Source organism: Rhizobium leguminosarum (genome assembly GCF_019798305.1).
Taxonomy (GTDB): domain Bacteria; phylum Pseudomonadota; class Alphaproteobacteria; order Rhizobiales; family Rhizobiaceae; genus Rhizobium; species Rhizobium leguminosarum_U.
In genome coordinates, this window is sequence record NZ_JAAXDD010000016.1 from 109,283 (window position 1) to 130,867 (window position 21,585).

The window sequence follows — 21,585 nt, forward strand, 5'->3', positions numbered from 1 at the left end:
TTATCCCAAAACCGCTGCGCACTTTTTGTCGACATGCATCAGTTGTTCGGGGCTTCGCCTGCTGCGCCGGCATCGGATCCTCCCCGAGATCTGATTTCCTGCAGAAATGGATTGCTTCGCCGCTCGTCGCCGATGCGGCTGCCAGGGCCGTGGCCGCAGATGAATCCGACTTCGTCGCCGAGTGGCAATACCTTGTCGCGGATCGAATCGAGAAGCTGCTGATGATCGCCGCCGGGCAGGTCGGTGCGGCCGATCGAGCCGTTGAAAAGCACGTCGCCAAGATGAGCGAAGTTCTGCGCACGGTTGAAATAGATGACGTGGCCGGGGGCGTGGCCGGGCGTGTGGTAGACCTCGAATTCATGGGTGCCGAAAGAGATCTTGTCGCCGTCCTTCAGCCAGCGGTCGGGCACGACGTTACGCAATCCTGATATGCCGTATTTCGCGGCCTGGGCCTCGATCCGCTGCAGCAGCGGCAGGTCGTCCTGATGCGGGCCGACCACGTCGATACCGAGAGCTTCCTTCAGTTCGCGGGCACCGCCGGCATGGTCGAGATGGCCGTGTGTCAGCCAGATTTCCTTGATGGTCAGGCCGTTCTGGGCAATCGCCTGCAGAATGAGCGGCACATCGCCGCCGGGATCGACGACGACGCCTTCCTTGGTATCGGGATCGAAGAAGATCGTACAGTTCTGCTGGAAGGGTGTCACCGGAATGATGCCGGCCTGGAGCATGCCCATAAGTGCCTCGCTTGGTGTCTCTGCTGCTTCGGGTATAGTCCGAAACCCTGGCAAGGGCAGCCGGAATCTTCCGCCATTGCGGTCCGCCTCACGGCAAAATGACGGACTGCAACAAGAATTTATGCCCCTCTCCGCCATCATGATAGAGGCGAAAAATTGAATTTTGTTCAATTCTTCTAGGCACTTGGACGAATTCTCCCACAAGCCGCATTTCGCTCGGCGGAGCGCATGGGAACATCGTGGAACCCCGCGCGTTGTCAGCCCATCGAAACCAAGGAGACGCTCACATGACCTTGAAGAGAAACATTCTGTTGGCTGGAGCCGTGCTCCTGGCGAGCGGGTCTCGCGCAGGCTGAGATGATGGCGACGACGGTCAACGATCTCAACGTCCGTGCCGGTCCGGGCCCGCAATATCCGACGGTGGGCCTTGCCACCCGCGGCTCGACAGCGGTCCTCGATGGCTGTATCGAAGGCAGCCGCTGGTGCCGTGTCGACGTCAACGGCATGCGCGGTTGGGTCTATGCCGATTATCTGCAGGTCGATCAAGGCGGCAGCCCTGTCATCGTCGAGCAGCACCGTGCCGAGATCGGCGTACCCAGCGTGACTTATGAGTCGACCGCGAGTGTCGTGCCGGCCGAGCCACAGCCGGCACCTGGCGACGAGTTGCTCGGCCCCGTCGGAGCGGTCGAGACCATCACCCCGCCGGAGACGGTCCGCACTTATATCGAAACCAATCCGGGCCAGACGGTGCAGCTCGGCGGCGATGTCGTGGTCGGCGCTGAGGTGCCTGACGATGTCACCTTCCAGTCGATTCCCGACTACGAGTACCGTTATGTCAGGATCAACGATCGGCCGGTGCTGGTCGATCCCGGTACACGCCGGATCGTCTACGTCTATCAATGACGTGATCGACTGAAACTGAGGCGGGGCGGACGTCGGACCGCCTCGTACCGGGGCGCTTCTTCCTGCCTTAATCCCGCATCGGTTGATTTTTCTTAACGCTTTCCTCCAAAACATGTTAAAATACTAATATGCCGAAGGTTCGGCATGGATCGGCGATCGGGGAGATCGCTAGAGGAGGAATTCATGGAAGCGCTACTTCCGCTCATCACACAATTGATTGCCGGTGCAATCGGCGGCAACGCCGCGAGTGCCGCTTTGAAGCAGCAAGCAATCAATGTCGTCGCCCGGACGATCGCAGGCGCGATCGGCGGCGTCGCCGGCGGTATGCTGCTCAGCATGGTCGGCGGCGAAGCGGCCATGACCGGGCTGATCGCCGACGGCATCGGCGGTTTGATCGGCGGCGGCATTCTTTCGACGCTCGCCGGACTGGTCATGGCACGGGCGCATAGATAAAAGGCCAGACGGGTCGGCGCTACAGCGCCGCGCGTCTTTTGAGACGCGCAAAGGACGCTTAACACTTTAAATTGCTGCAAAATTTTAGCCTTAAATCGATTCCGATTTAAGGAATTATGCAGTAGCCGGACCGATTGCGTGACGGCTTTGTTCGGCGGCGATCGCCGCCGGATAGACTTCTATTTAGTCGTTCATCAGCGTTACTTAAATCATCGACGGCGTGAGGCGATACGCGCCGATTTCGGAAACCGGGGTCACTTCCGCAGCCGAGCCGGTGAGGAAGCATTCGCCGAAGCCGGGAAGCTTTTCCGGCAGGATAGCGCGTTCGACCACCTCTATGCCGCGGCGTTTGGCGAGTTCGATGACGATCTGGCGGGTGATGCCGTTCAGGAAGCAATCCGGGGTCGGCGTGCGAATGACGCCGTCCTTGATGAAGAAGATGTTGGCGCCGGTCGCTTCGGCGACCAGGCCGCGATACGTGGATCTTCGCGTCTTTCCCAGGCGACGAACTCGCCTTTAGACCAGATTTCGCGGTCCAGCTGGTCGAAAGGAACTAAAGCCTTCCCTAAACTGCTCCGGTGCTTGAGCGCCATGCCTGTTGATTGTTGTCCCCATTACGTTTTATCCACAGACGCAAGGGGAAATCGCCTATTGCGTCGGAGTGCCGGACGGGCCTTGGTTTCCAGGGAAATGAGAGACCGTGCGGGCCACGCGCAGAGTTCGGGAATGTTAGCAGCGACGCATCTCAGTAAAGCTGACATGTCTTCGCGAAAGTTTCCCGCAGCGCGCGGAAAGAGAAAAGGAAATGCCGAGTGTCACGACAGACCGGCCCGAAAGCAAGCAAGCCAGAGCCGCTGGCCACGCCGATGGAAGATACAGGGATTATCGATTTCGAGATCATCGAGCTGTTCTTCTTCGCCTATCGCGACTTCGTTTCCGATCCTGACGCCATCCTCGAAAAGAGCGGCTTCGGCCGGGCGCACCATCGCGTCGTGCATTTCGTCAACCGCAATCCCGGCATGACGGTTGCCGATCTTCTCGATACCTTAAAGATCACCAAGCAGAGCCTCGCAAGGGTGCTGAAACAGCTGATCGATTCAGGCTATATTCGCCAGGTGGCCGGCCCCGAGGATCGGCGGCAGCGCAAGCTTTATCCGACGAAATCGGGACGAGAGCTGGCGCTTGCCCTTGCTGAGCCGCAATCGCGCCGCATTGAGCGGGCATTCGAAGGGGCTTCTGCGGAGGTGCGGGAGGGCGTAAAAGCTTTCCTCAGCGGAATGCGGGACAGACAGAGGGCGGATTGAATGGCGGTCAAGACAGGTATTTCCGACGATGCGGCGCACTTGCTGGTGGTCGATGACGACTCCCGCATCCGCGCGCTGCTCAATCGTTATCTCGCTGAGAACGGCTTCCGCGTTACCGTCGCCGCCGACGGCGCCGAGGCGCAGCGCAAGCTCACCGGTCTGGATTTCGACCTCATCATCATGGACGTGATGATGCCCGGCGAATCCGGCATCGACGTCACCCGTGGACTTCGCGCCATCAAGAACGTCCCGATCATCATGCTGACGGCGCTGGCAGAATCGGGCAATCGCATCGAAGGCCTCGAGGCCGGCGCTGACGATTATCTCTCCAAGCCCTTCGACCCGCGCGAGCTGGTGCTGCGCATCAACAACATCCTGCGTCGCAATGCGGGCGGCGAGGGACCGAAGATCGAACAAGTGATGTTCGGCCCCTACACCTTCTCGCTGACCCGCAAGGAGCTGAAGAAAGCCAGCGAGGTCATCCGGCTCACCGACCGCGAGCAGGAGATCATGCTGCTCTTTGCGCGGCGCGCCGGCGACACGATCCCCCGCCATGAACTGATCGGCAACGACACCGAAGTCGGCGAGCGGACGATCGACGTGCAGATCAACCGGCTGCGGCGTAAGATCGAGGATGATCCCGCCAATCCGGTCTGGCTGCAGACCGTGCGCGGCATCGGATACAGGCTGAGCATCGACTAACTCAAGGTTCGGGACCGGCGCTGATGGTGACGATCGACAGCTTGCGGCGGGAAGACCGCACTTCTGCGCCGGGCTGGCGCTGGGTCGTCCGCTGGCTGCGCCGCCGGCTGCCGACCGGACTTTACGCGCGCTCGCTGCTGATCATCATCATTCCGATGGTGCTCTTGCAATCCGTCGTCGCCGCCGTCTTCATGGAGCGCCATTGGCAAATGGTGACGGAGCGGCTGTCGCTTGCCGTCACCCGTGACATCGCCGCAATCATCGAGATCATCGAGACCTATCCGCAAAATTCGGATTATAGCGAGATCATCCGTATCGCCCGCGACCAGCTCAGCCTGCAGATCTCGATCGAGCCGGACGGCGACCTACCGCCCCCGCGCGTCAAGCCGTTCTTCTCGATACTCGACGGCATCCTCAGCGACGAGATCACCGACGAGATTCACCGGCCCTTCTGGATCGACACGGTCGGCAACTCGAACCTCGTCGAGATCCGCATCAAACTCGACAACAAGATCCTGCGGGTGCTGACCAAGCGCAGCCAGACCTATGCGTCGAACACCCATATCTTCATCGTCTGGATGGTCGGCACCTCACTGGTGCTGATTGGCATCTCGATCCTCTTCCTGCGCGGGCAGATCCGGCCGATCCTGACCTTGGCGCGAGCGGCTGAAAGTTTCGGCAAGGGGCAGAAGCCTGATAATTTCTATCCGCGCGGTGCCGACGAGGTCAGGCGTGCCGGTCTTGCCTTCATCCTGATGCGCGAGCGAATCGAACGGCAGATCGAGCAGCGCACCGCGATGCTCTCCGGTGTCAGCCATGATCTGCGCACCATCCTCACCCGCTTCAAGCTGCAACTGGCGCTCGCTGGCGACAATCCCGACCTGCATGGCCTCAACGATGACGTCAACGACATGCAGACCATGCTGGAAGCCTATATGGCCTTTGCTCGCGGCGAGGTCGAAGAGGATGTCGGCGAACTCAAACTCAGCGAGATCTTTGCGAAGCTGGAATCCGATTTCGCCCTGCACGGTAAAAAATTCAGCTATTCCATCGAAGGCGATGACGACATATCCGTCCGGCCGAACGCCTTCATGCGTCTCGTCACCAACCTTGCCTCGAACGCGCGTCGTTACGCGGATAGGCTCGACATCGAGGCCAAGCACAATGCCAAATGGCTGACCGTCATCTTCGACGATGACGGGCCCGGCATTCCGGAAAAGAATCGCGAGGACGTGTTCAAGCCATTCTTCCGGCTGGATACGGCGCGCAATCTCGATGCGTCGGGCACCGGCCTCGGCCTTGCGATTGCCCGCGACATCGCCCGCAGCCATGGCGGCAACGTCACGCTCGGCGACAGCCCGCTCGGTGGACTGAGGGCAACGATCCGCATTCCGGCCTAAAGCATGTCGCGCAAAAGTGTGCAGCGGTTTTGCGCTAGCGACGTGCGTAAAAACAAAGACCTAAAGTGCGAGGAGCGAATTTGAAAGATCGCGACGCGCTTTAGGCACGGGCCGCCGTCAGCTTCACGGCTTTGCGTGCATCGAAATCGTCCAGGTGTTCGACGATCCAGCGCCAGAGCGCGGCGACTTGCATGAGAAGGTCGCGTCCGAGCGGCGTCAACTCGTATTCGACGCGCGGCGGCACTTCGGGATAGAGTGTGCGGATGATGAGGCCATCTCTTTCGAGGGTGCGCAGCGTCTGTGTCAGCACTTTCTGGCTGATGCCCTCGACCCTCTCCATAAGGCGCGAGAAGCGCAGGGGTGCGCCGGCAGCGGAGAGCACATGCAGGATGCGCAGCGGCCATTTCGCCGCCGCCCGCTCGATCAGTTCGCGGGCCCGCGCATCCTGTTCGTCCGTCATGCTGCTGCAAAAATCGAACATGTCGCTGCTCACGTCAGTTACCTCAAGGTGTGTATAGATCGTCTGGGTACCTTCTTTCGATCGCATACGGTAGACCATACATGAGCCGGGAACCAAAGAAGGAGGGTTTCCGATGTCCAGGGTCTGGTTGATAACAGGGAGTTCGCGCGGTCTCGGCCGGGCGCTGGCGGAGGCGGTTCTGGCCTCCGGCGACAATCTGGTGGCGACGGCGCGCGATCCCGGCCAGCTTGCCGATCTTTACGAGCAGTATGGCGATCAGGTGCTGACGCTGGCGCTTGACGTGACCGACGAGGCGGCGGCAGCGGCGGGTGTCGAGGCGGGTATGAAGCGGTTCGGGCGCATCGACATGCTTGTCAACAATGCCGGCTACGGCAATGTGGGCTCGATCGAGGATACCAGCCTTGCCGATTTTCGCGCCCAGATCGAGACCAACCTGTTCGGCACGATCATCATGACCAAGGCAGTCATCGCCCTGATGCGCCGGCAGGGAGCGGGGCACATCATCCAGTTCTCATCCGTCGGCGGCCGGATCGGACCTGCCGGGCGCGGCGCCTATTCGGCGGCGAAATTCGGTGTTGAGGGCTTTTCCGAGGTGCTGGCGAAGGAGGTCGCACCATTCGGGATCAAGGTGACGGTGATCGAGCCCGGCGGCTTCAGGACCGATTTCGCCGGCTCCTCGACGGTGCTTGCCGAAGGGCGGCAGGACTATGCGGAGACGGTCGGTGCTACGGCGCGCTTCCAGCGTGCGTACAACGGCCGCCAACCCGGCGATCCCGCCAAAGCGGCTGCGGTCGTCATCCACATTGCCGGTCTCGACGAGCCGCCGTTCCGGCTGCTGCTCGGCAGCGATGCCGTGCGCAATGTCGAGAAAGCGGATGCGGCGCGTCTCGAGGCCGATCGTGAATGGCGCGCCGTCAGCGTCTCGACCGATTTTGATCAGGATGCCGAGGCAGGACCGATGCCTTGGGAAAAGAAGGCCGGTTGACGAGGCAAAAAACAAAAGCGCCGCTGAGAAGCGGCGCTTTGTAGCAGGGATTGTTGTGCAATCAGCCGGCGGTGCAGAAGTGGCTGCGGCCGTCATTGCCGATATAGGTGCCACTGCGCGGATCAAAGGAGCGGTAGCGGTAAGAGCAGTAGCGCTCCCATTGCGGCGACCAGGGTTCTACCACCGTGCGAACCGGCGCATAGTATCGCGGCTGCTCGACATATTGCGGCTGCTCGACATAGACACGACGCGGGGCGCGATAGACCGGAGCGGGCTCGTAGTAATCAGGCTCATAGGCCGGATCGATGTAGCGGCGCTCTTCGTAAGCCGGACCGTTATTGGCATTGGCAATGGCAGAGCCGACGATCAGACCGGTGGCCAGCCCAACGGCGCCGCCGACCCACGCATCGTTGTTGCCGTGATGATTGTCGTGGCGCCAGTGGCGGTCGCGGGCCGACGCTTCGCCGATGGCGGAAAGCGTGAGTGCGGCAGCGGTTGCCGTCAGCAGAAGGGTCTTGGCGAGCCTGTTCATAAGCAAAAATCCTAATCCCGGGAACCGAACGCCGGTCCCTTTCTCGATGGTCACAGTCGTACAGATTTGTAGCTGAACGAAGGCTGAACGACAAAACCCGGCATTGCTGCCGGGCTTCAACTCGAACTCGCCAGCCTTGTTAAGGGTTCAGCCCGCAATCTGCAGATTGACGGCCTTCGGGCCCTTGCCGCGGCGATCCGGCTCCGTGTCGAAGCTTACCTTCTGGTTTTCCGTCAGACCGGCCAGGCCCGAGGCCTGAACGGCAGAAATGTGAACGAAGATATCGGCGCCGCCCCGGTCCGGCTTGATGAAGCCGAAGCCTTTGTCGGTATTGAAGAATTTTACAGTGCCAGTCTCTGCCATGCGTCAGGTCCTTTTCTCTCTGCCCGCCATCCACACGGGCAGCATCATAGCATTGCCCCCCTTGCGGGAGGTGTTGGCAGGCAATTCTTGAAATTTGAGAAAAAGGTCCCCTCTACCTCGGCCTGTTCCAAGCAGGACTTTCGCCCGCCATTTTCGGAACCGGCTGACCGGAATATTAGCGTTCCCGGCGCGCAAATACTTAAGGACTTCCCATGCTCGCAAAATGCCCGAACGCGCTGAGAGTGCTGCGTTTAAAGGATTTTGGCAAGCAAAAGTTTTTTAACGTATCGTTCCGGGCACACCCCTGTCGATCGCCAATTTGCGCAAAAACGCAAAATTTCCTTCGCTGATGGGGAATGATTAACGTTTTGTATCGTCTGCAATATAAGTTCCGGGCAGATTTTCCCAAAAATGCAACGTGAACGCGTCTCCCGCACCGGATAAATTTTTTTCCCGATGCGTGACTCGCCCCTATTTGGACGCGTGTTCACGCGGCTGGCAGGCGCCGCCGGCTGAACCCGGGCACGAGCTCGACTACAAGCATAGCGATAAACATTAGCGCGCAACCTGCATAACCTGTCGCCGGCATCGTTTCGCCGAGCAGCAGGGCTGCAAGTGAGGCACCGAAGAGTGCTTCGGAAGAAAGAAAGATCGCTGCCTGCGAGGGCGTCGTGTAGCGCTGGCCGATCACCTGCAGCACGAAAGCCACGCCGGAGGAGAAGATACCGACATAAAGGATCTCCGGCGCCGCGGCCTGTATCGCCGAAAGGCTGACCGGTTCGACGGCTGCGGCAACGGCCAGCGCACAGGCCGCGGTGACAGCGAATTGCACTGCGGAGAGCGCCAGCGGCCTTCCGGCCTCCGAAACGGTCGTGCCGGCAAGGGTGATCTGGATCGCCCAGAAGACGGCGCAGACGACAGTCAGCAGATCGCCAGGCGCCATCTCCGAGAGATGGCCGCCGGACAGGAGGTAGATGCCGGTGATCGCCATCAGCGCGCCCGGCCAGATGATCCAATGCGGAGCACGGCGCAAGAAGAACACGGCGATCAGCGGCACGAAAACGACGTAGAGGCCGGTGATGAAGCTGGAATTCGTCACCGTCGTCGTCTGCAGTCCGACCTGCTGCGTGGCTGCACCGCCGAAAAGGGCAAGGCCGATCAGGATGTAGAGCTTGGCATGGCGCGCGCTTGTCTTCTCCGTTGCCTTGCGCGCTTCAAAAAGGACAAAAGGCAGCACGGCCAGGGTGGCGACGGCAAAGCGCAGGCCGATGAACCAGAAGGGGCCGATCGCCTTCATCGCCGTCGACTGCGCGACGAAGCCGCCGCCCCAGATGGCGGCTGCAAGCAATAGGAGGAGGTTCGCCTGAACGCGCGTCATGTCGTCCTCAATGGGGAAGGGAGATGTGACCAAGCGGTTAGCAGTTGCGTTTCCTTTCGGCAAGGGTGAAGACTTCGTGTCGGTTGACGGAGATGAATGCATGCGACACCAGGAACAGAAGCAGGTCGGCGGTGCGGCGGCGCCTGGGACGGCAGGCTATTCCGGCACGCCGCTTGTCAGGAAACTCGGCCTTGCACACGGGCAGACCGCCGCTCTTCTCGGCATTCCGGAAACGATCCGTGACATCAATGGCTTCGACGGTTTTGCTTCGGTCGTCCGCGTGCTTCCCGAGACGCCTCAGCGTGCGTTTGACTATGTGCATCTGTTTACGACCGAACGGGCGACGCTGGAGCCTGTTGCGCCTGCGCTTTTCCGTGTCCTGAGGCCGGACGGCATGGTCTGGATATCCTGGCCGAAGAAGAGTTCACGGGTTTCGACTGACATCACGGAGGACGTACTGCGGGAGGTTCTGCTCCCAACCGGTCTGGTCGACGTCAAGGTCTGCGCTGTCGACGAGATCTGGTCCGGGCTGAAGTTCGTCATCCGCAAGGAGCTGCGCGGCGCGTTGTGATCCTCAGCCGTTACGGGCTTGCGCTCTTGAGACCCTGAGCAGCGCGCCGTTATCCTCGTCCGTCACCATCAGCAGCGCACCGTCGGGTGCGACGACGACGTCGCGGATGCGGCCGTATTCGCCCTCGAACAGGCGCTCTTCGGCGACAAAGGCGCCGGTTTCGTCGCGCTGCATGCGCGAGAGCAGTTGGAACTTCAGAGCTGCGACGATGAAATTGCCGTCCCATTCGGGAAACATGGCGCCGCGATAGACGGCGAGCGCGCCGGGTGCGATCGAAGGATCCCAATAATGCAGCGGCTGTTCCAGCCCTTCCTTGGCCGTGCCTTCGCCGATCTCGGCGCCCGAATAATCGCGGCCATAGGTGATGATCGGCCAGCCGTAATTCTTGCCGGCCTCGGGCTGGTTGATCTCGTCGCCGCCGCGCGCGCCGTGCTCGACGGTATAGAGCTTGCCATCCTCGGCGTCGAAGGTGATGCCCTGCGGGTTGCGGTGGCCTTTCGACCAGATTTCCGGCAGCGCCTTGCCGCCGTCTTTGAACGGATTGTCGGCAGGGATGCTACCGTCGGCATTGATGTGGATGATCGAGCCGGCATCGTCCTGCCAGTCTTGCGAGCGGTCGCGGTCGCCACGGTCGCCGACGCTGATGAACAGCGAACCGTCACCTGATATCGCGATGCGCGAGCCGTACTGGATATTGCCTGACGTGAAGCGCCGCATGCTGAAGATAGGCGTCACGGCGTCGAGTGTCTTCTCGTCAGTGGAAAGCGTGGCGCTGAAGGCTTCGGTGCCGGAGCCCTGGCTGTTGGCGATGGCGGCGGTGAAATAGAGTTTGCGAGATGTCGCAAAGTCCGGCGCGAGCGCCACGTCCATCAGGCCACCCTGGCCACGGGCGCTGACCTTGGGCACGCCGCCGATCGGGCCTGAAACCTTGCCGTCGCGGACGATGCGCATGCGGCCAGGCCGCTCGGTGACGAGATAGGCCCCGTCGGGCAAGACCTCGACTGCCCAGGGATGTTCGAGGTCGTCGGCGAGCTTGTTGACCCGCACCGCGAGATCCTGCGTTTTGATGGTGTCGGCTGCATCTGCCGATACGGTGCCGAACAAGACCAGCGCTGTGGTGAAATGGAAGGCGGATATTCTCTTCATCGTGCTTCCCTGTGGCCTCTCCAGGCTGAACGTGGAGCAAGCAGGGGAGGGCTTCAACCCTCATTCGACCTGCAATAACGGCTTTGTGTTTACCGGTTGAACCGATTCCGTCGCCCACGATATTCAGAAGAAGCAGAGCGTCCTTTGTGTGTCCAACAGGACGCACGGCGCTCTACCCGTCGACCAATTCTGCCTCAAGGATGTAGCGCAACGGCCCGCGTTCGGTGGCATTGAAGGGCCAACAGGTGGTCAGCACCAGGTGGCGGCCATCGGAGGAGGGATCGATGCCGTTGGCATCCCACGGGGCGATGCGGCCCTCGCCGGCCTTGAAGGTCAATAGTTTGCCGTCGCGGCGAGTGACCTCGATTGTATCGCCGGGCCTTAGATATTGTAGCCAGCGGAAGTGCGTGTCGCGATGGGCGGCGATGACGGAGGTGCCTTCCTCGCCCGGTTGCGGCGTGTTGGCGAGCCAGGCCGGACCGAAGGCGAGAGCCTCGCCGGAGGCGCCGGAGAGCACGATCGCCTCCTTGCCGAGGCGCGGGGCGCGCACCTTGGCCTCGATGGTAAAATCCGCCCAGGGCCAGGGTTTTGTTTCTTCGCCCCGCAACTCGGCAGCGAAGGCGCGTTTTAGCAGAACCTGGGAAAGCTCTGCCTTCGCCTTCAGCAGGAAGCCGTCGCCGATCAGCGCCAGGCCATAGAGGGCAAGGCCGGCGATGGCAAAGGCAATTGCTTTTTCGATCGAGGAGAGGCGACAGAGGAAGAAGCCCTTCTTCTGGCGCATCTTCGGCCGATCATAGGCCGTGGCGGCGGCCATGGCGAGTTCCAGATAGGTCGGAAGCGGCTCGAAATCGGCCGCTTCCTCGTTCTGGCTTGCGGAGAGCCTAGAGACCATTTCGCTTGACCCCGACCGCAATAATGCCCTTGAGGCGTCGCCGCCACACGGCAAGCCCGCTTGCCGCCGTCAGCGCCACGAGCAGCAGGGTCAGCCCGCGGATGATCTGCTCGTCGGCGCGCGTCGCCGTCTGCGGCAGGTTCACGGTCGTGCTTTTTTGCGCGATCATGGTGGCCGCCTTGGCGGTCGGGGCTGCGACCATCATGTTTGCGATCTCAGGCGACGCGGCGAGCTCCTGTGTTTCGGCCGCAGCCTGCTCCGGTCCGGCGCTTTCCGTCGGCGCAGCCGAGCCATGGCGCTCCGTGCCGCCAAGAGGAGCAGGGTTTTCGCCGAGGACCTTATCAAAGTCCCAACCTTCCGGCAGGTTGAGCGGCAACTTGGTCGAGCCGAGCGGCTGGTCGACCGGACGAGACGGAGTGACGTCGACGGCGACCAGGCTGGTGACGCGGGATACGAGATGGTGGGCGAGCGCCACGGTCTCGATATCCTTGTCGAGCGCGGCCGGATCCTGACGTTCATAGGCGCGCGCCTCGAAATCGTCGATCTTGCGCCGCGCCCAGAGCTTGGAGATGCCGTTGCCGTTGGCGGCGTTGGCGATATCCATCTCGACGCGCCAGGGCTGGTCGCCTGTCTTGCCGATGATCTGCAGCTTGCCGGCGGGCTTATTGTCAGGCAGCTGCGCGGTCAGCACGACGGGCTCGCCGCTGTAGAGGTCCGGCATCGGGTTCGGCGTGATATTCTCGGCTGCGATGCCTTCGAAGGTGGCAGTGATATCGGTCATGGCTGGGTTCTGCAGCTTGGCGAAAAGCTCGCCCATGCGGCTCGCCACCTGATCGGTCGAGCCGATCGCCGTAAAGGTGCCGCGGCCGACTTCGGCGGCCTTGGTCATGAAATAGGTGTTCGGTGCCGAGCCGATGCCGACGGTGAAGACGCGGGCATCGGCTCGGTTCGCGGTGATTTCCTCAAAAAGCTGCTGTTCGTTGCCGATCGCACCATCCGTCAGGAATACGACCTGGCGCAGCGCTCCGCTTGCGACCGGTCCCTGGTTACGCAGCGCAGCCTGCAAGGCAGGCAGCATTTCCGTGCCGCCGTCAGCGGTCAGGCCTCTGACATAGGCGATCGCCTTTTCGCGATTGTCAGGGGTGGCTGCGACGAGACCCTTGAAATAATCGGTCATCGTATCGTCGAAACGGATGACGTTGAAGCGGTCTGCGGGGCTCAGCTTGGAGATGGCAAGCGCCAGGCTCTGCCTTGCCTGCTCGATCGACGGGCCGGACATGGAGCCGGAATTGTCGATGACGAAGACCACCTCGCGTTTTGCCGGCGGCGCTGCCGTATCTGGGGCCGTGGGCGGGGTGACGAAGGCGAGCAGATAGGTCTTACCATCAATCACTTCGCGGAAGAGGCCGGCACTCGGCATCTTGCCGGGAGCGGCCTTCCAGGTGAGCTCGAAATCCATGTCGGCGGGAACGGTGTCCGCCTTCAGGCTGATCGTCCTCGCCTGGTCGCCGTCCTGCCTGATATCGACCGCGTGGAAGGAAGATTTGACGTCGCCGAGCGGGAAACCGGCCTTGAGGTCTACGGTCAGCGAAACCGGATTGATCCTTGCGTTCTCACGCGGATCAAGCGCGGGGGCTTCGATCTTGTCCCGGTTTTCCACCGGGTCGCGCGGCGTGGCAAAACCGGCGCCGTTGTTGAACTCGACAGTCTGGACAATCGGCGCCGGATTGTAGCGCGGGGCGACGACCATCGGGAAGCGCAGGGAGAACTCGCCGCCCGACTGGTGGATCGTCTGCTGGTATTGGATCTGGACGACGATGGTTTCGCCGGGACCGATATTGGCGACCTGGTTGGTGAAGATGTTCGGCCGCTGCTGTTCGAGCAACGCCGTCTTCTTGCCCTGGGCCTTGGCCTGCTCGTAGATCTCACGGGCTTCCTGGCGAGGCTTGATCTGGCCTTCGATGAAACGTTCGCCGATCTGCATTTTCAGCGCGTCGACGGCGGAATTATCCGGCAACGGGAAAACGTAGGTGCCCTCGACCCAGCCCTGGCTCGGGTTCTCAAAGCGCTGCGTCACCTTCACCCTGGCGATCGGGCCGGAGACATCGATGGCGACATCGGTCTTCAGCCGCGGCGCTTCGACATAGAAGCCCGGCTCCTTCGACGGAAAGAGCAGCGAGCCGCTGTTGACGTCGTTCGGCCGAACAAGCGCTGCGAGCCGGGCGGATGCCTGCGGCGTCTCGGCAGCGCGGGCGATCGAGGCAAGTCCCAGCATCGCGGCGGTGCAGGCGGCAAAGGCGGTGACGGCAATAAGGACTGAAGCGGAAAGTCGGCGCGCACGAATGCGCCTGATGGCAAACTCATCTTCCAGAAACATTGGCATACCCTCAATAACCAATTTCGGATGTCGGATGATGCGGCTTCGATCTCGGCGCGCTCACGACCGAATTGCGGCGTGGCGCGGCATTTGTTGCGGCTTATTCGTGGCGATGGCCGAATTCGACGATGCCACTGATTTCAGGGGATAAATTCGGATGACTTTAGAGATTGATTCAAGATCTCCGCATGGTGTTTCAACCACGTGACATAGGCCTCTCCGAAGGGGGCGGCGTGCTGGATGGGCGGTGTGGCGAACCGATCAATAAGAATCATGCCACCATGACGCCTTTCCGCTTGAAATGCCGTCATACATTGGACATAGAGCTAACCGCAGAACTCCGGTCCCGGCTTTCTGCCCGTTTCAACCATTAGGACCGTTATCATGGCTTTCCTTGCCGATGCTCTTTCCCGTGTGAAGCCTTCAGCCACCATCGCCGTCTCCCAGAAAGCGCGCGAGCTGAAAGCAAAAGGACGTGACGTCATTGGTCTCGGCGCAGGTGAGCCGGATTTCGATACGCCCGATAATATCAAGACGGCCGCCATCGACGCCATCAACCGCGGCGAAACGAAGTACACCCCGGTTTCCGGCATTCCCGAGCTGCGCAAGGCGATCGCCGCCAAGTTCAAGCGCGAGAACGGCCTCGACTATTCCTGGGAGCAGACGATCGTCGGCACCGGCGGCAAGCAGATCCTTTTCAACGCCTTCATGGCTACGCTGAACCCGGGCGACGAAGTCGTCATCCCGGCGCCTTACTGGGTTTCCTATCCTGAGATGGTGGCGCTGTGCGGCGGCACGCCGGTTTTCGTTTCGGCCACCCAGGAGCATAACTTCAAGCTCCAGGCGGCCGATCTCGAAAAGGCGATCACGCCGAAGACCAAGTGGTTCATCTTCAACTCGCCGTCCAACCCGACGGGGGCGGCCTATACAGAGGACGAGCTGAAGGCGCTGACGGATGTGCTGATGAAGCATCCGCAGGTCTGGGTGCTGACCGACGACATGTACGAGCACTTGACCTATGGCGACTTCAAGTTCGTCACGCCCGTGGAAGTCGAGCCGAAGCTTTACGACCGCACGCTGACGATGAACGGCGTCTCCAAAGCCTATGCGATGACCGGCTGGCGCATCGGCTATGCGGCGGGCCCGATCCAGCTCATCAAGGCCATGGACATGATCCAGGGGCAGCAGACCTCGGGTGCGACGTCGATCGCCCAGTGGGCGGCTGTCGAAGCGCTGAACGGCACGCAGGACTTCATCCCTGAAAACAAGAAGATCTTCGAAGGCCGTCGCGATCTCGTCGTTTCGATGCTGAACCAGGCCAAGGGTATTGTCTGCCCGGTGCCGGAAGGCGCCTTCTATGTCTATCCGTCCTGCGCCGGCCTGATCGGCAAGACGGCGCCGTCGGGCAAGGTCATCGAGACGGACGAGGATTTCGTTTCCGAGCTTCTGGAAACGGAAGGTGTTGCCGTCGTTCACGGTTCGGCCTTCGGTCTGGGCCCGAACTTCCGCATCTCCTACGCGACTTCGGAAGAGCTGCTCGAGGAAGCCTGCCGCCGCATCCAGCGCTTCTGCGGCGCTTGCAAGTAAGCGGTTCTCAAAAACACCAATCGAAGGCCTGCTGGCGACGGCGGGCCTTTTTCTTTGGTGCGACATTGACGATGTAGCTGCATGTAGCTACATTCGCCTTCATGAAGACCGTTTCGATCCGTGATGCGAAGAACCGCCTGACCGAACTCGCCCGTGAGGTCGAGGAAGGTGAAACCATTGTCGTGACACGCAACGGCCGGCCGGTGTTCGATCTCGTGCCGCATCAAAAACGCGGCGGTTTGAACCTGGAAGCTGGCGAAGCCTATCTTCGTTCCAAGGGTATCACGCGCACGGAGATGTATATCGCCGACGACTTCGACGATCCTTTGCCGGAAGACTTTCTTCTCAAGCCGCTGCCGTGATCATGCGTTTGCTGCTTGACACGCACATGGTGATTGCAATTGCCCAGAAGAAACTGGCGGAGCGTTTTCCGCGTGTCGAGCAGGTGCTTTCGGACGGTGCCGCCATCGGTTTCGTCAGCGTCGCCAGCCTCTGGGAAATTGCCATCAAGACAAGGCTTGGAAAATTGCAGCCCGGATTGCCCCTCGAGACCATTCCCGTTTATCTCGGGGAGACCGGGCTGACGATCCTGCCCATCGATATCGCGCACGTCATCACCGCCGCCGACCCCGAGCCGGAGACGCGCGATCCCTTCGATCGCTTGCTGCTTGCGCAATGCAAGGTCGGGGGGCTGCAGCTTGCGACAGTCGACCGGCTGCTCGTCGATCATCCATTGGCGCTGCGGCACTAAGTTCACGTTCCGATTCAATATGCTCCTCATCTGAATCCGCTTTGCCTCGCAAGTCGTTGAAATCCGATTCAAAACGTGACGCAGAGCGACGGTCCGGCGGGTGATCTGCGGTTGCGGGTTGGCATCAAACCAAATAGATATCCGGCATCAAGTTTAAGTTGCCGCTTCGGGAGGCCGGGATTTTGCAGCAGAGTGCCGTGATCGTCTGTTCGGATGTCAACATGCTGCCGGCCGCCTGCTGCACCCTGCTTTCCGTCAAGCGCAATCTCTCAGGTTCCACTGTTGAGTTCCTGCTTCTCGGCATCGACCTCAAGCCGAACGAAATCGCCGAGGTCGGAAATTTCGCGCGACTGCACGGCATGGCGATCAGGGTGCTGCCCTACAATACGCCGGATACGGCGCTGCAGGCGCGGGGTCGCTGGTCGGGGGCGACGCTGGCGCGGCTCTACATGGATCTGCACATTCCCGATCATGTCGAGCGGCTGCTCTATCTCGATGCCGATGTGCTTGCGGTTGCGTCGGTCGACGAACTCTTCGCCATTGATCTGCAGGGCAAAGCGCTTGCCGCGGTCGACGACTATGTCATGGCCTTTCCCGAGAAGGCCGGGGCGCGGCAGCGCAAGATCGGCATGGGCCAGGGCGGCCGCTACTTCAATGCCGGCGTACTGCTATTCGACTGGTCCGTCTGCCGGGAGAGGGAGCTTTTTGCCAGGACACGGGAGATCTTCGAGGAGCGGTCGCATCTTTTCGAGAATAACGACCAGGATGCGCTGAATGTCACCTTCGACGGCGACTGGCTGGTGCTCGATCCGCGCTGGAACACGCAGACAGGTCTATTGCCCTTCGTCGGCCGGCCAGCGATCCTTCATTTCACCGGCCGGAAAAAGCCGTGGCAGGCCACCGTGCCCTGGGTGCACCGGGGGATGGCCAAACAATATATCGAGGATCTCGCCAACACGCCCTGGGTGTCTTTCTGCAGGCAACCGTCGATGACGGACCGAGTGGCGGGCTTCCTCTCGCATGTGGGGAAGCGCATCGGCGGGCTGACGCGGCTTGCCCGGATGCGCGCCTATTTCAGCAACAGCTAGTCGGGCGGACCGCGTCGTCCTTGGAAAGTGCATGTGAGGCGATATGGAAGCAATCCCCAGCAATAACAAGGCTACGACAGCTCCGGATGGCGGCTTCAATTTCTTGACGCCGGAAGCGTGGAAGGCGCTGTTGTCGGGCTACTCCCATGTCGTGCTGGTAGCAAACAGCGAGGCGGTCGATCTCGAACGGCTGCGGAGCGAATTGCCGGAGACGGCGCTCTACGTCTTCTTCAACAAGGTCTATAAGGTGCTCGACGAACCCTTCGTCGGCCATTCCATGCTGGTTGCCCGCAGCGACGTGATGGGCGCCCATATCGTCCATCGGCGCGAAGCGGCGGATGTCTTGCGCTTCTTTGGCGGCGACGATTTCCTCGGCGTCGTCAACATCCGGGTCTCCGCCGAGGAAAATCTTAGCGAAAAGAGCTGCTTCGAAGGCGCTAAGGCCCGTCACCTTGATCTGACACAAATGCTCGTCGATCTCTATCCGATCGGCAAGATCGCGACGAGCGGCTTTGCGGTAGCGCTGTGGCTCGGCGATCTGCAGCTGCCGGGCAAGATCCTGCTTGCCGGCTTTTCGGCGAAGCGGAGCGAGAAGTGGAAGGTGTTCGACGTGCACGATTGGACGTTCGAGCAGATCTTCCTGCGTCTCTTTGCGCGCATGGGGTCGATTTCGATGGTGGGCGGCGTCAATGCCAGCCCCTATTCGGCGCTCGCCAAACGGTTTCCTGAGGTGCCGCCGATCGAGATCGCGATGACTGCGGCTGAGGTCTTGTCGGAGCGGCTCGACAATACGAACAGCCAGATCGACAGGCTGATGTCAGTCACTAAATTCATCCGCGTCGTCGACAATTTCTTTCGGCGGTTCAAACCGAAAACCCGCAAGCAGCGTTTTCTCGAAAAGTCGAAGGGATGACTGTCGCAGGCCTTTGCTAACAGGCGTGGGTGGCCAAAAACGCTGTTTCCGATACCAATCAATTCATCTGTCTATACTGGCGATCGAGGTGGACAATGGAACAACAGAACGTCCGAATTTTCGTGGGATTCGATCCCAAGGAAGTGGTTGCCTACCACGTTCTCGTGCAGAGCATCATCGAGAAGTCGTCGATCCCGGTCGAGTTCTCGCCCGTTGCGCTTTCCAATCTTGGCGGGATTTTCACCCGCCAGCGCAACGCGCTGCAATCCACGGAGTTCTCCTTCTCGCGTTTCCTGACGCCCTATCTGAGCGGTTACGAGGGCTGGAGCATCTTCATGGATTGCGACATGCTGATGCGTGCCGATATCGCCGAGCTTTGGGCATTGCGCGACGAGCGTTACGCCGTCATGTGCGTCAAACACGATTACCAGCCGAAGATCGACACCAAGTTCCTCGGCCAAGCGCAGACCAAGTACGAAAAGAAGAATTGGTCGAGCTTCATCCTCTTCAACAATGACGAATGCCGCGCACTGACGCCCAACTACGTCAATACCGCGACCGGGCTGCAACTGCATCAGTTCAAATGGCTGGAGAATGAAGACCTCATCGGCGAATTGCCGGTGACGTGGAATTACCTCGTCAATGAATACGACTACCGCGAAGACGCCAAGAACGTCCATTTCACCGATGGCGGGCCGTATTTCGAGGAATACAAGAACGACGATTACGCCGAGGAATGGTTCGCAGCCCGCGAACGCCTGCTCTTCGCCCAATAGCCCGCCTAAACAGCCTGTTCTTTTCCTTCCTCCGCGGGGACGGGAGCCTTCAAAGCCCCAGCGCGGTCAGCATGACGAAGGTGGCGAAGAGGATGAAATGCGTCATGCCCTCGATAGCGTTGGTCTCGCCGTCGTTGAGGTTGATCGCGGCGGCGATCAGCGTGACCGCCACCATCACCGTCTGCACCGGGGTCATCGCCATGATGAAGGGCTGGCCGGTATAGAGCGCGATCGCTTCCATGACGGGCACGGTCAGGATGACCGTCGACAGCGAGGCGCCCATGGCGATGTTGACCGTCGCCTGCATGCGGTTCCTGAGTGCCGCCCTTAATGCGGTCAGGATCTCGGGTGCGGCCGAAATCGCTGCGACGACCACGGCGGTCACGGCGATCGGCGCGCCGCTGTCGCGCAGGCCTTCGGTCATGAAGGCCGCCATGAACTCCGCCAGCAGGCCGATAATGACGACCCCGACGAGAATGGTGGCAATCGAGATCGCGGCCGACTCGTCGGGGCCGTGCTCGTCCGGGCTTTCTTTCTTCCGTTCAGAGCGTGGGTAGCTGTAGCTGAAGAAATAGCTGTGCTGGCCAACTTGCATGCGCAGGAAGAGGCCGTAAAGCGCGATCATCGCGACGATGGTGAAGGCGGAATAATAGTGCCATTTGTCGCTGGGGACGAATTCCGGCACGATCATCGAGATGCCCATGGCGGTGAGGATCATCACACCGTAGGTCTTGCCAGAATTGTCGTTATAGGGCTGTTCGCCGTGCTTGAGGCCGCCGAGCAGGGCGGCCAGGCCGAGAATGCCGTTGATATCGAGCATTAGGGCCGAATAGATCGTGTCGCGTACCAGCGTCGGCGAGCTCTCGCCGCTCATCATAATGGCGAGGATGATGACTTCGATGGCAACCGCCGAGAGCGTCAGGATCATCGTGCCGTAGGGATCGCCGACCTTGACGGCGAGCAGCTCGGCATGATGGGCAACACGGATCGAGGCGAGCACGATGGTGCCGACCAGGGCCGCGGCGGCAATCAGCGCGACGCCGCGCCCCATCTCGATCACTGCGTGTTCCAAGAGATAGGCGATCGCTGCAACGACAAGTGCGGCGACCAGAAACTTTTCCTCTTTAAGGCGTGACGCGATCCCCAAGCCTCTGCTCCTGTTCAGATTCATACATTTTATCTAAGTCACTGATTTCGCCTATCAAGAAAGCCGCGGTCGAGTGCCATTTGCAGTCTTCGGCGTTTAATGGAATACTGAACGTCATCGGGGCCGGAAAGCAGATCGCGGCGTCCTCGAATTCTCGTCAAGCGGCCGCGATGATCCGGATCCTGTCCGGAAGCGTGCGGATGCGCAACAAGAAGATGAGGAGACGGATGCATGATCAAGGTGGTCTATGAAGTCGTGCCGCATGACGGCGGCTGGGCCTACAGGCTGGGAGGTGTCTATTCCGAGGCATTCCCGACCCATGCCGAGGCGCTCGAAGCTGCACGCATCGTCGCGGCCGAACAGCAGGTCGGCGGCGATTCCGCCGAGATCAGTTGGCAGGACGAGAACGGCAAATGGCATGAGGAATATGCCGAGGGCGGCGATCGGCCGGAAACCGAGGTGGTGGACGGCTTGTGGAAGGACCGTACAGCCGAAGCCTCGCAAGGCATCTGAAGCTAACCATCGCCCGTCAATGCCCGCGCGACGATCGCATCGACGAATTCGCGCTTGTGCGCAGTATAGCGGTCGCCGTCCATCCGGAATTCGGCTGCCAGCCTGCTTTTGAGCGCGGCATAATCGGCCGCCGCTTGCGGATGCGCGATGAGACAATCCCGGAAAGCCAGCCTGTTTCGATGCGTGCCGTTGCCGGAAGGGCAAAGGTAGACCCGTTCCGCCGGCACCGAACCTCTCGACAAAAACGCCCAGACCTCGTCGTCATAGCGGTTTCCGCGCGGCTCGTAGGCTTCTGCCAGGAGCACGCGTGTGGCGCCCTCGATATGTCCGAGGCCGGGAAGAACGATATCGATATCGATAAGCGGCTTGGCTGTCATGCCTGGTATGGATGTGCTGCCGATGTGATCGATGGAGAGCGCTTGCGGCAGCAAGGCCAGAAGCCTGTCGCGGATGCGCTGGAAGGCTTGCGGCCATTGCGGATCGCAGGCCACGAGTTCAACCGCATGGTGCTTTGTCATTTGCATCCCGCTGGGGTGTACGTCCGATAAGACGCGTTAAGGAGGCTCTATCGCTTCGAAATTTGCGCATG

Annotated in this window: 23 protein-coding genes and 2 pseudogenes; 14 read left to right on the forward strand and 11 right to left on the reverse strand. The window is 60.7% G+C overall.

The window, feature by feature from the left end; genetic code table 11:
- Positions 1–38: 38 nt before the first annotated feature.
- Positions 39–734: an MBL fold metallo-hydrolase gene (locus HFO99_RS26515; RefSeq protein ID WP_222331412.1), complete on the reverse strand. Its 696-nt coding sequence runs from the start codon at positions 732–734 to the stop codon at positions 39–41.
- A 287-nt stretch (positions 735–1,021) separates the two neighbouring features.
- Between HFO99_RS26515 and HFO99_RS26520 the strand changes: the two are divergent.
- Both HFO99_RS26520 and HFO99_RS26525 read left to right on the forward strand, forming a co-directional pair.
- A pseudogene (locus tag HFO99_RS26520) lies at positions 1,022–1,637 on the forward strand (DUF1236 domain-containing protein).
- Between the two features lie 183 nt (positions 1,638–1,820).
- Positions 1,821–2,090, forward strand: a complete 270-nt coding sequence (locus tag HFO99_RS26525; protein WP_003541697.1) for a hypothetical protein — start codon at positions 1,821–1,823, stop codon at positions 2,088–2,090.
- 204 nt (positions 2,091–2,294) lie between these two features.
- On the opposite strand, the pseudogene HFO99_RS26530 reads toward HFO99_RS26525, so the two are convergent.
- Positions 2,295–2,567, reverse strand: a pseudogene (locus tag HFO99_RS26530) (aminotransferase class IV); the annotation flags it as partial.
- A gap of 335 nt (positions 2,568–2,902) precedes the next feature.
- Here HFO99_RS26530 and HFO99_RS26535 point away from each other — a divergent pair.
- From HFO99_RS26535 to HFO99_RS26545, 3 genes are read left to right on the forward strand one after another with little or no spacing between them, the layout of a single operon-like run.
- Complete coding sequence (locus HFO99_RS26535; protein ID WP_064247790.1) at positions 2,903–3,394, forward strand: MarR family winged helix-turn-helix transcriptional regulator; 492 nt, start codon at positions 2,903–2,905, stop codon at positions 3,392–3,394.
- A complete protein-coding gene (locus tag HFO99_RS26540; protein WP_018073989.1) occupies positions 3,395–4,096 on the forward strand; it encodes a response regulator in 702 nt (233 codons plus the stop codon). It begins immediately after the preceding gene.
- 23 nt (positions 4,097–4,119) lie between these two features.
- Positions 4,120–5,496, forward strand: a complete 1,377-nt coding sequence (locus HFO99_RS26545; RefSeq protein ID WP_222246855.1) for an ATP-binding protein — start codon at positions 4,120–4,122, stop codon at positions 5,494–5,496.
- A gap of 100 nt (positions 5,497–5,596) precedes the next feature.
- Here HFO99_RS26545 and HFO99_RS26550 read toward each other — a convergent pair whose 3' ends face one another.
- Positions 5,597–6,055, reverse strand: coding sequence for a winged helix-turn-helix transcriptional regulator (locus tag HFO99_RS26550; protein ID WP_222331415.1), 459 nt, complete (start codon positions 6,053–6,055; stop codon positions 5,597–5,599).
- Positions 6,056–6,089: 34 nt separating this feature from the next.
- Between HFO99_RS26550 and HFO99_RS26555 the strand changes: the two genes are divergently transcribed.
- Positions 6,090–6,962: an oxidoreductase gene (locus tag HFO99_RS26555; RefSeq protein ID WP_222364607.1), complete on the forward strand. Its 873-nt coding sequence runs from the start codon at positions 6,090–6,092 to the stop codon at positions 6,960–6,962.
- Positions 6,963–7,023: 61 nt separating this feature from the next.
- On the opposite strand, the gene HFO99_RS26560 is transcribed toward HFO99_RS26555, so the two are convergent.
- From HFO99_RS26560 to HFO99_RS26570, 3 genes are all read right to left on the reverse strand, one after another.
- The gene (locus HFO99_RS26560; RefSeq protein ID WP_064247787.1) at positions 7,024–7,494 is read right to left on the reverse strand and encodes a BA14K family protein; all 471 of its coding nucleotides are present in this window, start codon (positions 7,492–7,494) and stop codon (positions 7,024–7,026) included.
- Between the two features lie 147 nt (positions 7,495–7,641).
- Complete coding sequence (locus HFO99_RS26565; RefSeq protein ID WP_003561293.1) at positions 7,642–7,857, reverse strand: cold-shock protein; 216 nt, start codon at positions 7,855–7,857, stop codon at positions 7,642–7,644.
- A gap of 487 nt (positions 7,858–8,344) precedes the next feature.
- Complete coding sequence (locus HFO99_RS26570) at positions 8,345–9,235, reverse strand: DMT family transporter (protein ID WP_222364609.1); 891 nt, start codon at positions 9,233–9,235, stop codon at positions 8,345–8,347.
- Between the two features lie 100 nt (positions 9,236–9,335).
- On the opposite strand from HFO99_RS26570, the gene HFO99_RS26575 reads away from it, so the two are divergent.
- Complete coding sequence (locus tag HFO99_RS26575; protein ID WP_222364611.1) at positions 9,336–9,806, forward strand: DUF3052 domain-containing protein; 471 nt, start codon at positions 9,336–9,338, stop codon at positions 9,804–9,806.
- A 3-nt stretch (positions 9,807–9,809) separates the two neighbouring features.
- Here HFO99_RS26575 and HFO99_RS26580 read toward each other — a convergent pair whose 3' ends face one another.
- From HFO99_RS26580 to HFO99_RS26590, 3 genes are all read right to left on the reverse strand, one after another.
- Complete coding sequence (locus HFO99_RS26580; protein WP_222364612.1) at positions 9,810–10,952, reverse strand: PQQ-dependent sugar dehydrogenase; 1,143 nt, start codon at positions 10,950–10,952, stop codon at positions 9,810–9,812.
- Between the two features lie 172 nt (positions 10,953–11,124).
- Complete coding sequence (locus HFO99_RS26585) at positions 11,125–11,844, reverse strand: class GN sortase (protein ID WP_222364613.1); 720 nt, start codon at positions 11,842–11,844, stop codon at positions 11,125–11,127.
- On the reverse strand, positions 11,834–14,221 hold the full coding sequence (locus HFO99_RS26590; protein ID WP_222364614.1) for a marine proteobacterial sortase target protein: 2,388 nt from the start codon (positions 14,219–14,221) through the stop codon (positions 11,834–11,836). Before HFO99_RS26590 ends, HFO99_RS26585 begins: the two co-directional genes overlap by 11 nt.
- A gap of 384 nt (positions 14,222–14,605) precedes the next feature.
- On the opposite strand from HFO99_RS26590, the gene HFO99_RS26595 reads away from it, so the two are divergent.
- The 6 genes from HFO99_RS26595 (at position 14,606) to HFO99_RS26620 (ending at position 19,336) form a co-directional block, all read left to right on the forward strand.
- Complete coding sequence (locus HFO99_RS26595) at positions 14,606–15,808, forward strand: pyridoxal phosphate-dependent aminotransferase (RefSeq protein ID WP_222331423.1); 1,203 nt, start codon at positions 14,606–14,608, stop codon at positions 15,806–15,808.
- Positions 15,809–15,909: 101 nt separating this feature from the next.
- Positions 15,910–16,170 carry a type II toxin-antitoxin system Phd/YefM family antitoxin gene (locus HFO99_RS26600; RefSeq protein WP_011652922.1) on the forward strand — a complete coding sequence of 87 codons (261 nt, stop codon included), beginning with the start codon at positions 15,910–15,912 and terminating at the stop codon, positions 16,168–16,170.
- A gap of 2 nt (positions 16,171–16,172) precedes the next feature.
- Entirely contained in the window at positions 16,173–16,559 is a 387-nt protein-coding gene (locus HFO99_RS26605) for a type II toxin-antitoxin system VapC family toxin (protein ID WP_222364615.1), read from the forward strand.
- Positions 16,560–16,741: 182 nt separating this feature from the next.
- Positions 16,742–17,647 (forward strand): glycosyltransferase family 8 protein, encoded by a 906-nt coding sequence (locus HFO99_RS26610; protein WP_222364616.1) that lies wholly within the window; start codon positions 16,742–16,744, stop codon positions 17,645–17,647.
- Between the two features lie 43 nt (positions 17,648–17,690).
- Positions 17,691–18,560, forward strand: a complete 870-nt coding sequence (locus HFO99_RS26615) for a 3-deoxy-manno-octulosonate cytidylyltransferase (RefSeq protein ID WP_222364617.1) — start codon at positions 17,691–17,693, stop codon at positions 18,558–18,560.
- Between the two features lie 95 nt (positions 18,561–18,655).
- Entirely contained in the window at positions 18,656–19,336 is a 681-nt protein-coding gene (locus HFO99_RS26620; RefSeq protein WP_222364618.1) for a glycosyltransferase, read from the forward strand.
- Positions 19,337–19,385: 49 nt separating this feature from the next.
- Here HFO99_RS26620 and HFO99_RS26625 read toward each other — a convergent pair whose 3' ends face one another.
- Positions 19,386–20,483 (reverse strand): calcium:proton antiporter, encoded by a 1,098-nt coding sequence (locus tag HFO99_RS26625; RefSeq protein WP_222331427.1) that lies wholly within the window; start codon positions 20,481–20,483, stop codon positions 19,386–19,388.
- A gap of 231 nt (positions 20,484–20,714) precedes the next feature.
- Here HFO99_RS26625 and HFO99_RS26630 point away from each other — a divergent pair, with 231 nt between their 5' ends.
- Complete coding sequence (locus tag HFO99_RS26630) at positions 20,715–20,996, forward strand: DUF2188 domain-containing protein (RefSeq protein WP_017965291.1); 282 nt, start codon at positions 20,715–20,717, stop codon at positions 20,994–20,996.
- 2 nt (positions 20,997–20,998) lie between these two features.
- Here HFO99_RS26630 and HFO99_RS26635 read toward each other — a convergent pair whose 3' ends face one another.
- Entirely contained in the window at positions 20,999–21,514 is a 516-nt protein-coding gene (locus HFO99_RS26635; RefSeq protein WP_222364620.1) for a GrpB family protein, read from the reverse strand.
- Positions 21,515–21,585 lie beyond the last annotated feature (71 nt).

Excerpts from the sequence above, each read along its gene's own strand:
- HFO99_RS26525 (WP_003541697.1), top strand. The coding sequence starts at position 1,821 with ATGGAAGCGCTACTTCCGCTCATCACACAATTGATTGCCGGTGCAATC.
- HFO99_RS26515 (WP_222331412.1), bottom strand. The coding sequence starts at position 734 with ATGGGCATGCTCCAGGCCGGCATCATTCCGGTGACACCCTTCCAGCAG.
- HFO99_RS26540 (WP_018073989.1), top strand. The coding sequence starts at position 3,395 with ATGGCGGTCAAGACAGGTATTTCCGACGATGCGGCGCACTTGCTGGTG.
- HFO99_RS26550 (WP_222331415.1), bottom strand. The coding sequence starts at position 6,055 with ATGGTCTACCGTATGCGATCGAAAGAAGGTACCCAGACGATCTATACA.
- HFO99_RS26590 (WP_222364614.1), bottom strand. The coding sequence starts at position 14,221 with ATGTTTCTGGAAGATGAGTTTGCCATCAGGCGCATTCGTGCGCGCCGA.
- HFO99_RS26565 (WP_003561293.1), bottom strand. The coding sequence starts at position 7,857 with ATGGCAGAGACTGGCACTGTAAAATTCTTCAATACCGACAAAGGCTTC.
- HFO99_RS26545 (WP_222246855.1), top strand. The coding sequence starts at position 4,120 with ATGGTGACGATCGACAGCTTGCGGCGGGAAGACCGCACTTCTGCGCCG.
- HFO99_RS26570 (WP_222364609.1), bottom strand. The coding sequence starts at position 9,235 with ATGACGCGCGTTCAGGCGAACCTCCTCCTATTGCTTGCAGCCGCCATC.
- HFO99_RS26595 (WP_222331423.1), top strand. The coding sequence starts at position 14,606 with ATGGCTTTCCTTGCCGATGCTCTTTCCCGTGTGAAGCCTTCAGCCACC.
- HFO99_RS26605 (WP_222364615.1), top strand. The coding sequence starts at position 16,173 with ATGCGTTTGCTGCTTGACACGCACATGGTGATTGCAATTGCCCAGAAG.
- HFO99_RS26575 (WP_222364611.1), top strand. The coding sequence starts at position 9,336 with ATGCGACACCAGGAACAGAAGCAGGTCGGCGGTGCGGCGGCGCCTGGG.
- HFO99_RS26580 (WP_222364612.1), bottom strand. The coding sequence starts at position 10,952 with ATGAAGAGAATATCCGCCTTCCATTTCACCACAGCGCTGGTCTTGTTC.
- HFO99_RS26635 (WP_222364620.1), bottom strand. The coding sequence starts at position 21,514 with ATGACAAAGCACCATGCGGTTGAACTCGTGGCCTGCGATCCGCAATGG.
- HFO99_RS26600 (WP_011652922.1), top strand. The coding sequence starts at position 15,910 with ATGAAGACCGTTTCGATCCGTGATGCGAAGAACCGCCTGACCGAACTC.
- HFO99_RS26585 (WP_222364613.1), bottom strand. The coding sequence starts at position 11,844 with ATGGTCTCTAGGCTCTCCGCAAGCCAGAACGAGGAAGCGGCCGATTTC.
- HFO99_RS26615 (WP_222364617.1), top strand. The coding sequence starts at position 17,691 with ATGGAAGCAATCCCCAGCAATAACAAGGCTACGACAGCTCCGGATGGC.
- HFO99_RS26620 (WP_222364618.1), top strand. The coding sequence starts at position 18,656 with ATGGAACAACAGAACGTCCGAATTTTCGTGGGATTCGATCCCAAGGAA.
- HFO99_RS26560 (WP_064247787.1), bottom strand. The coding sequence starts at position 7,494 with ATGAACAGGCTCGCCAAGACCCTTCTGCTGACGGCAACCGCTGCCGCA.
- HFO99_RS26630 (WP_017965291.1), top strand. The coding sequence starts at position 20,715 with ATGATCAAGGTGGTCTATGAAGTCGTGCCGCATGACGGCGGCTGGGCC.
- HFO99_RS26555 (WP_222364607.1), top strand. The coding sequence starts at position 6,090 with ATGTCCAGGGTCTGGTTGATAACAGGGAGTTCGCGCGGTCTCGGCCGG.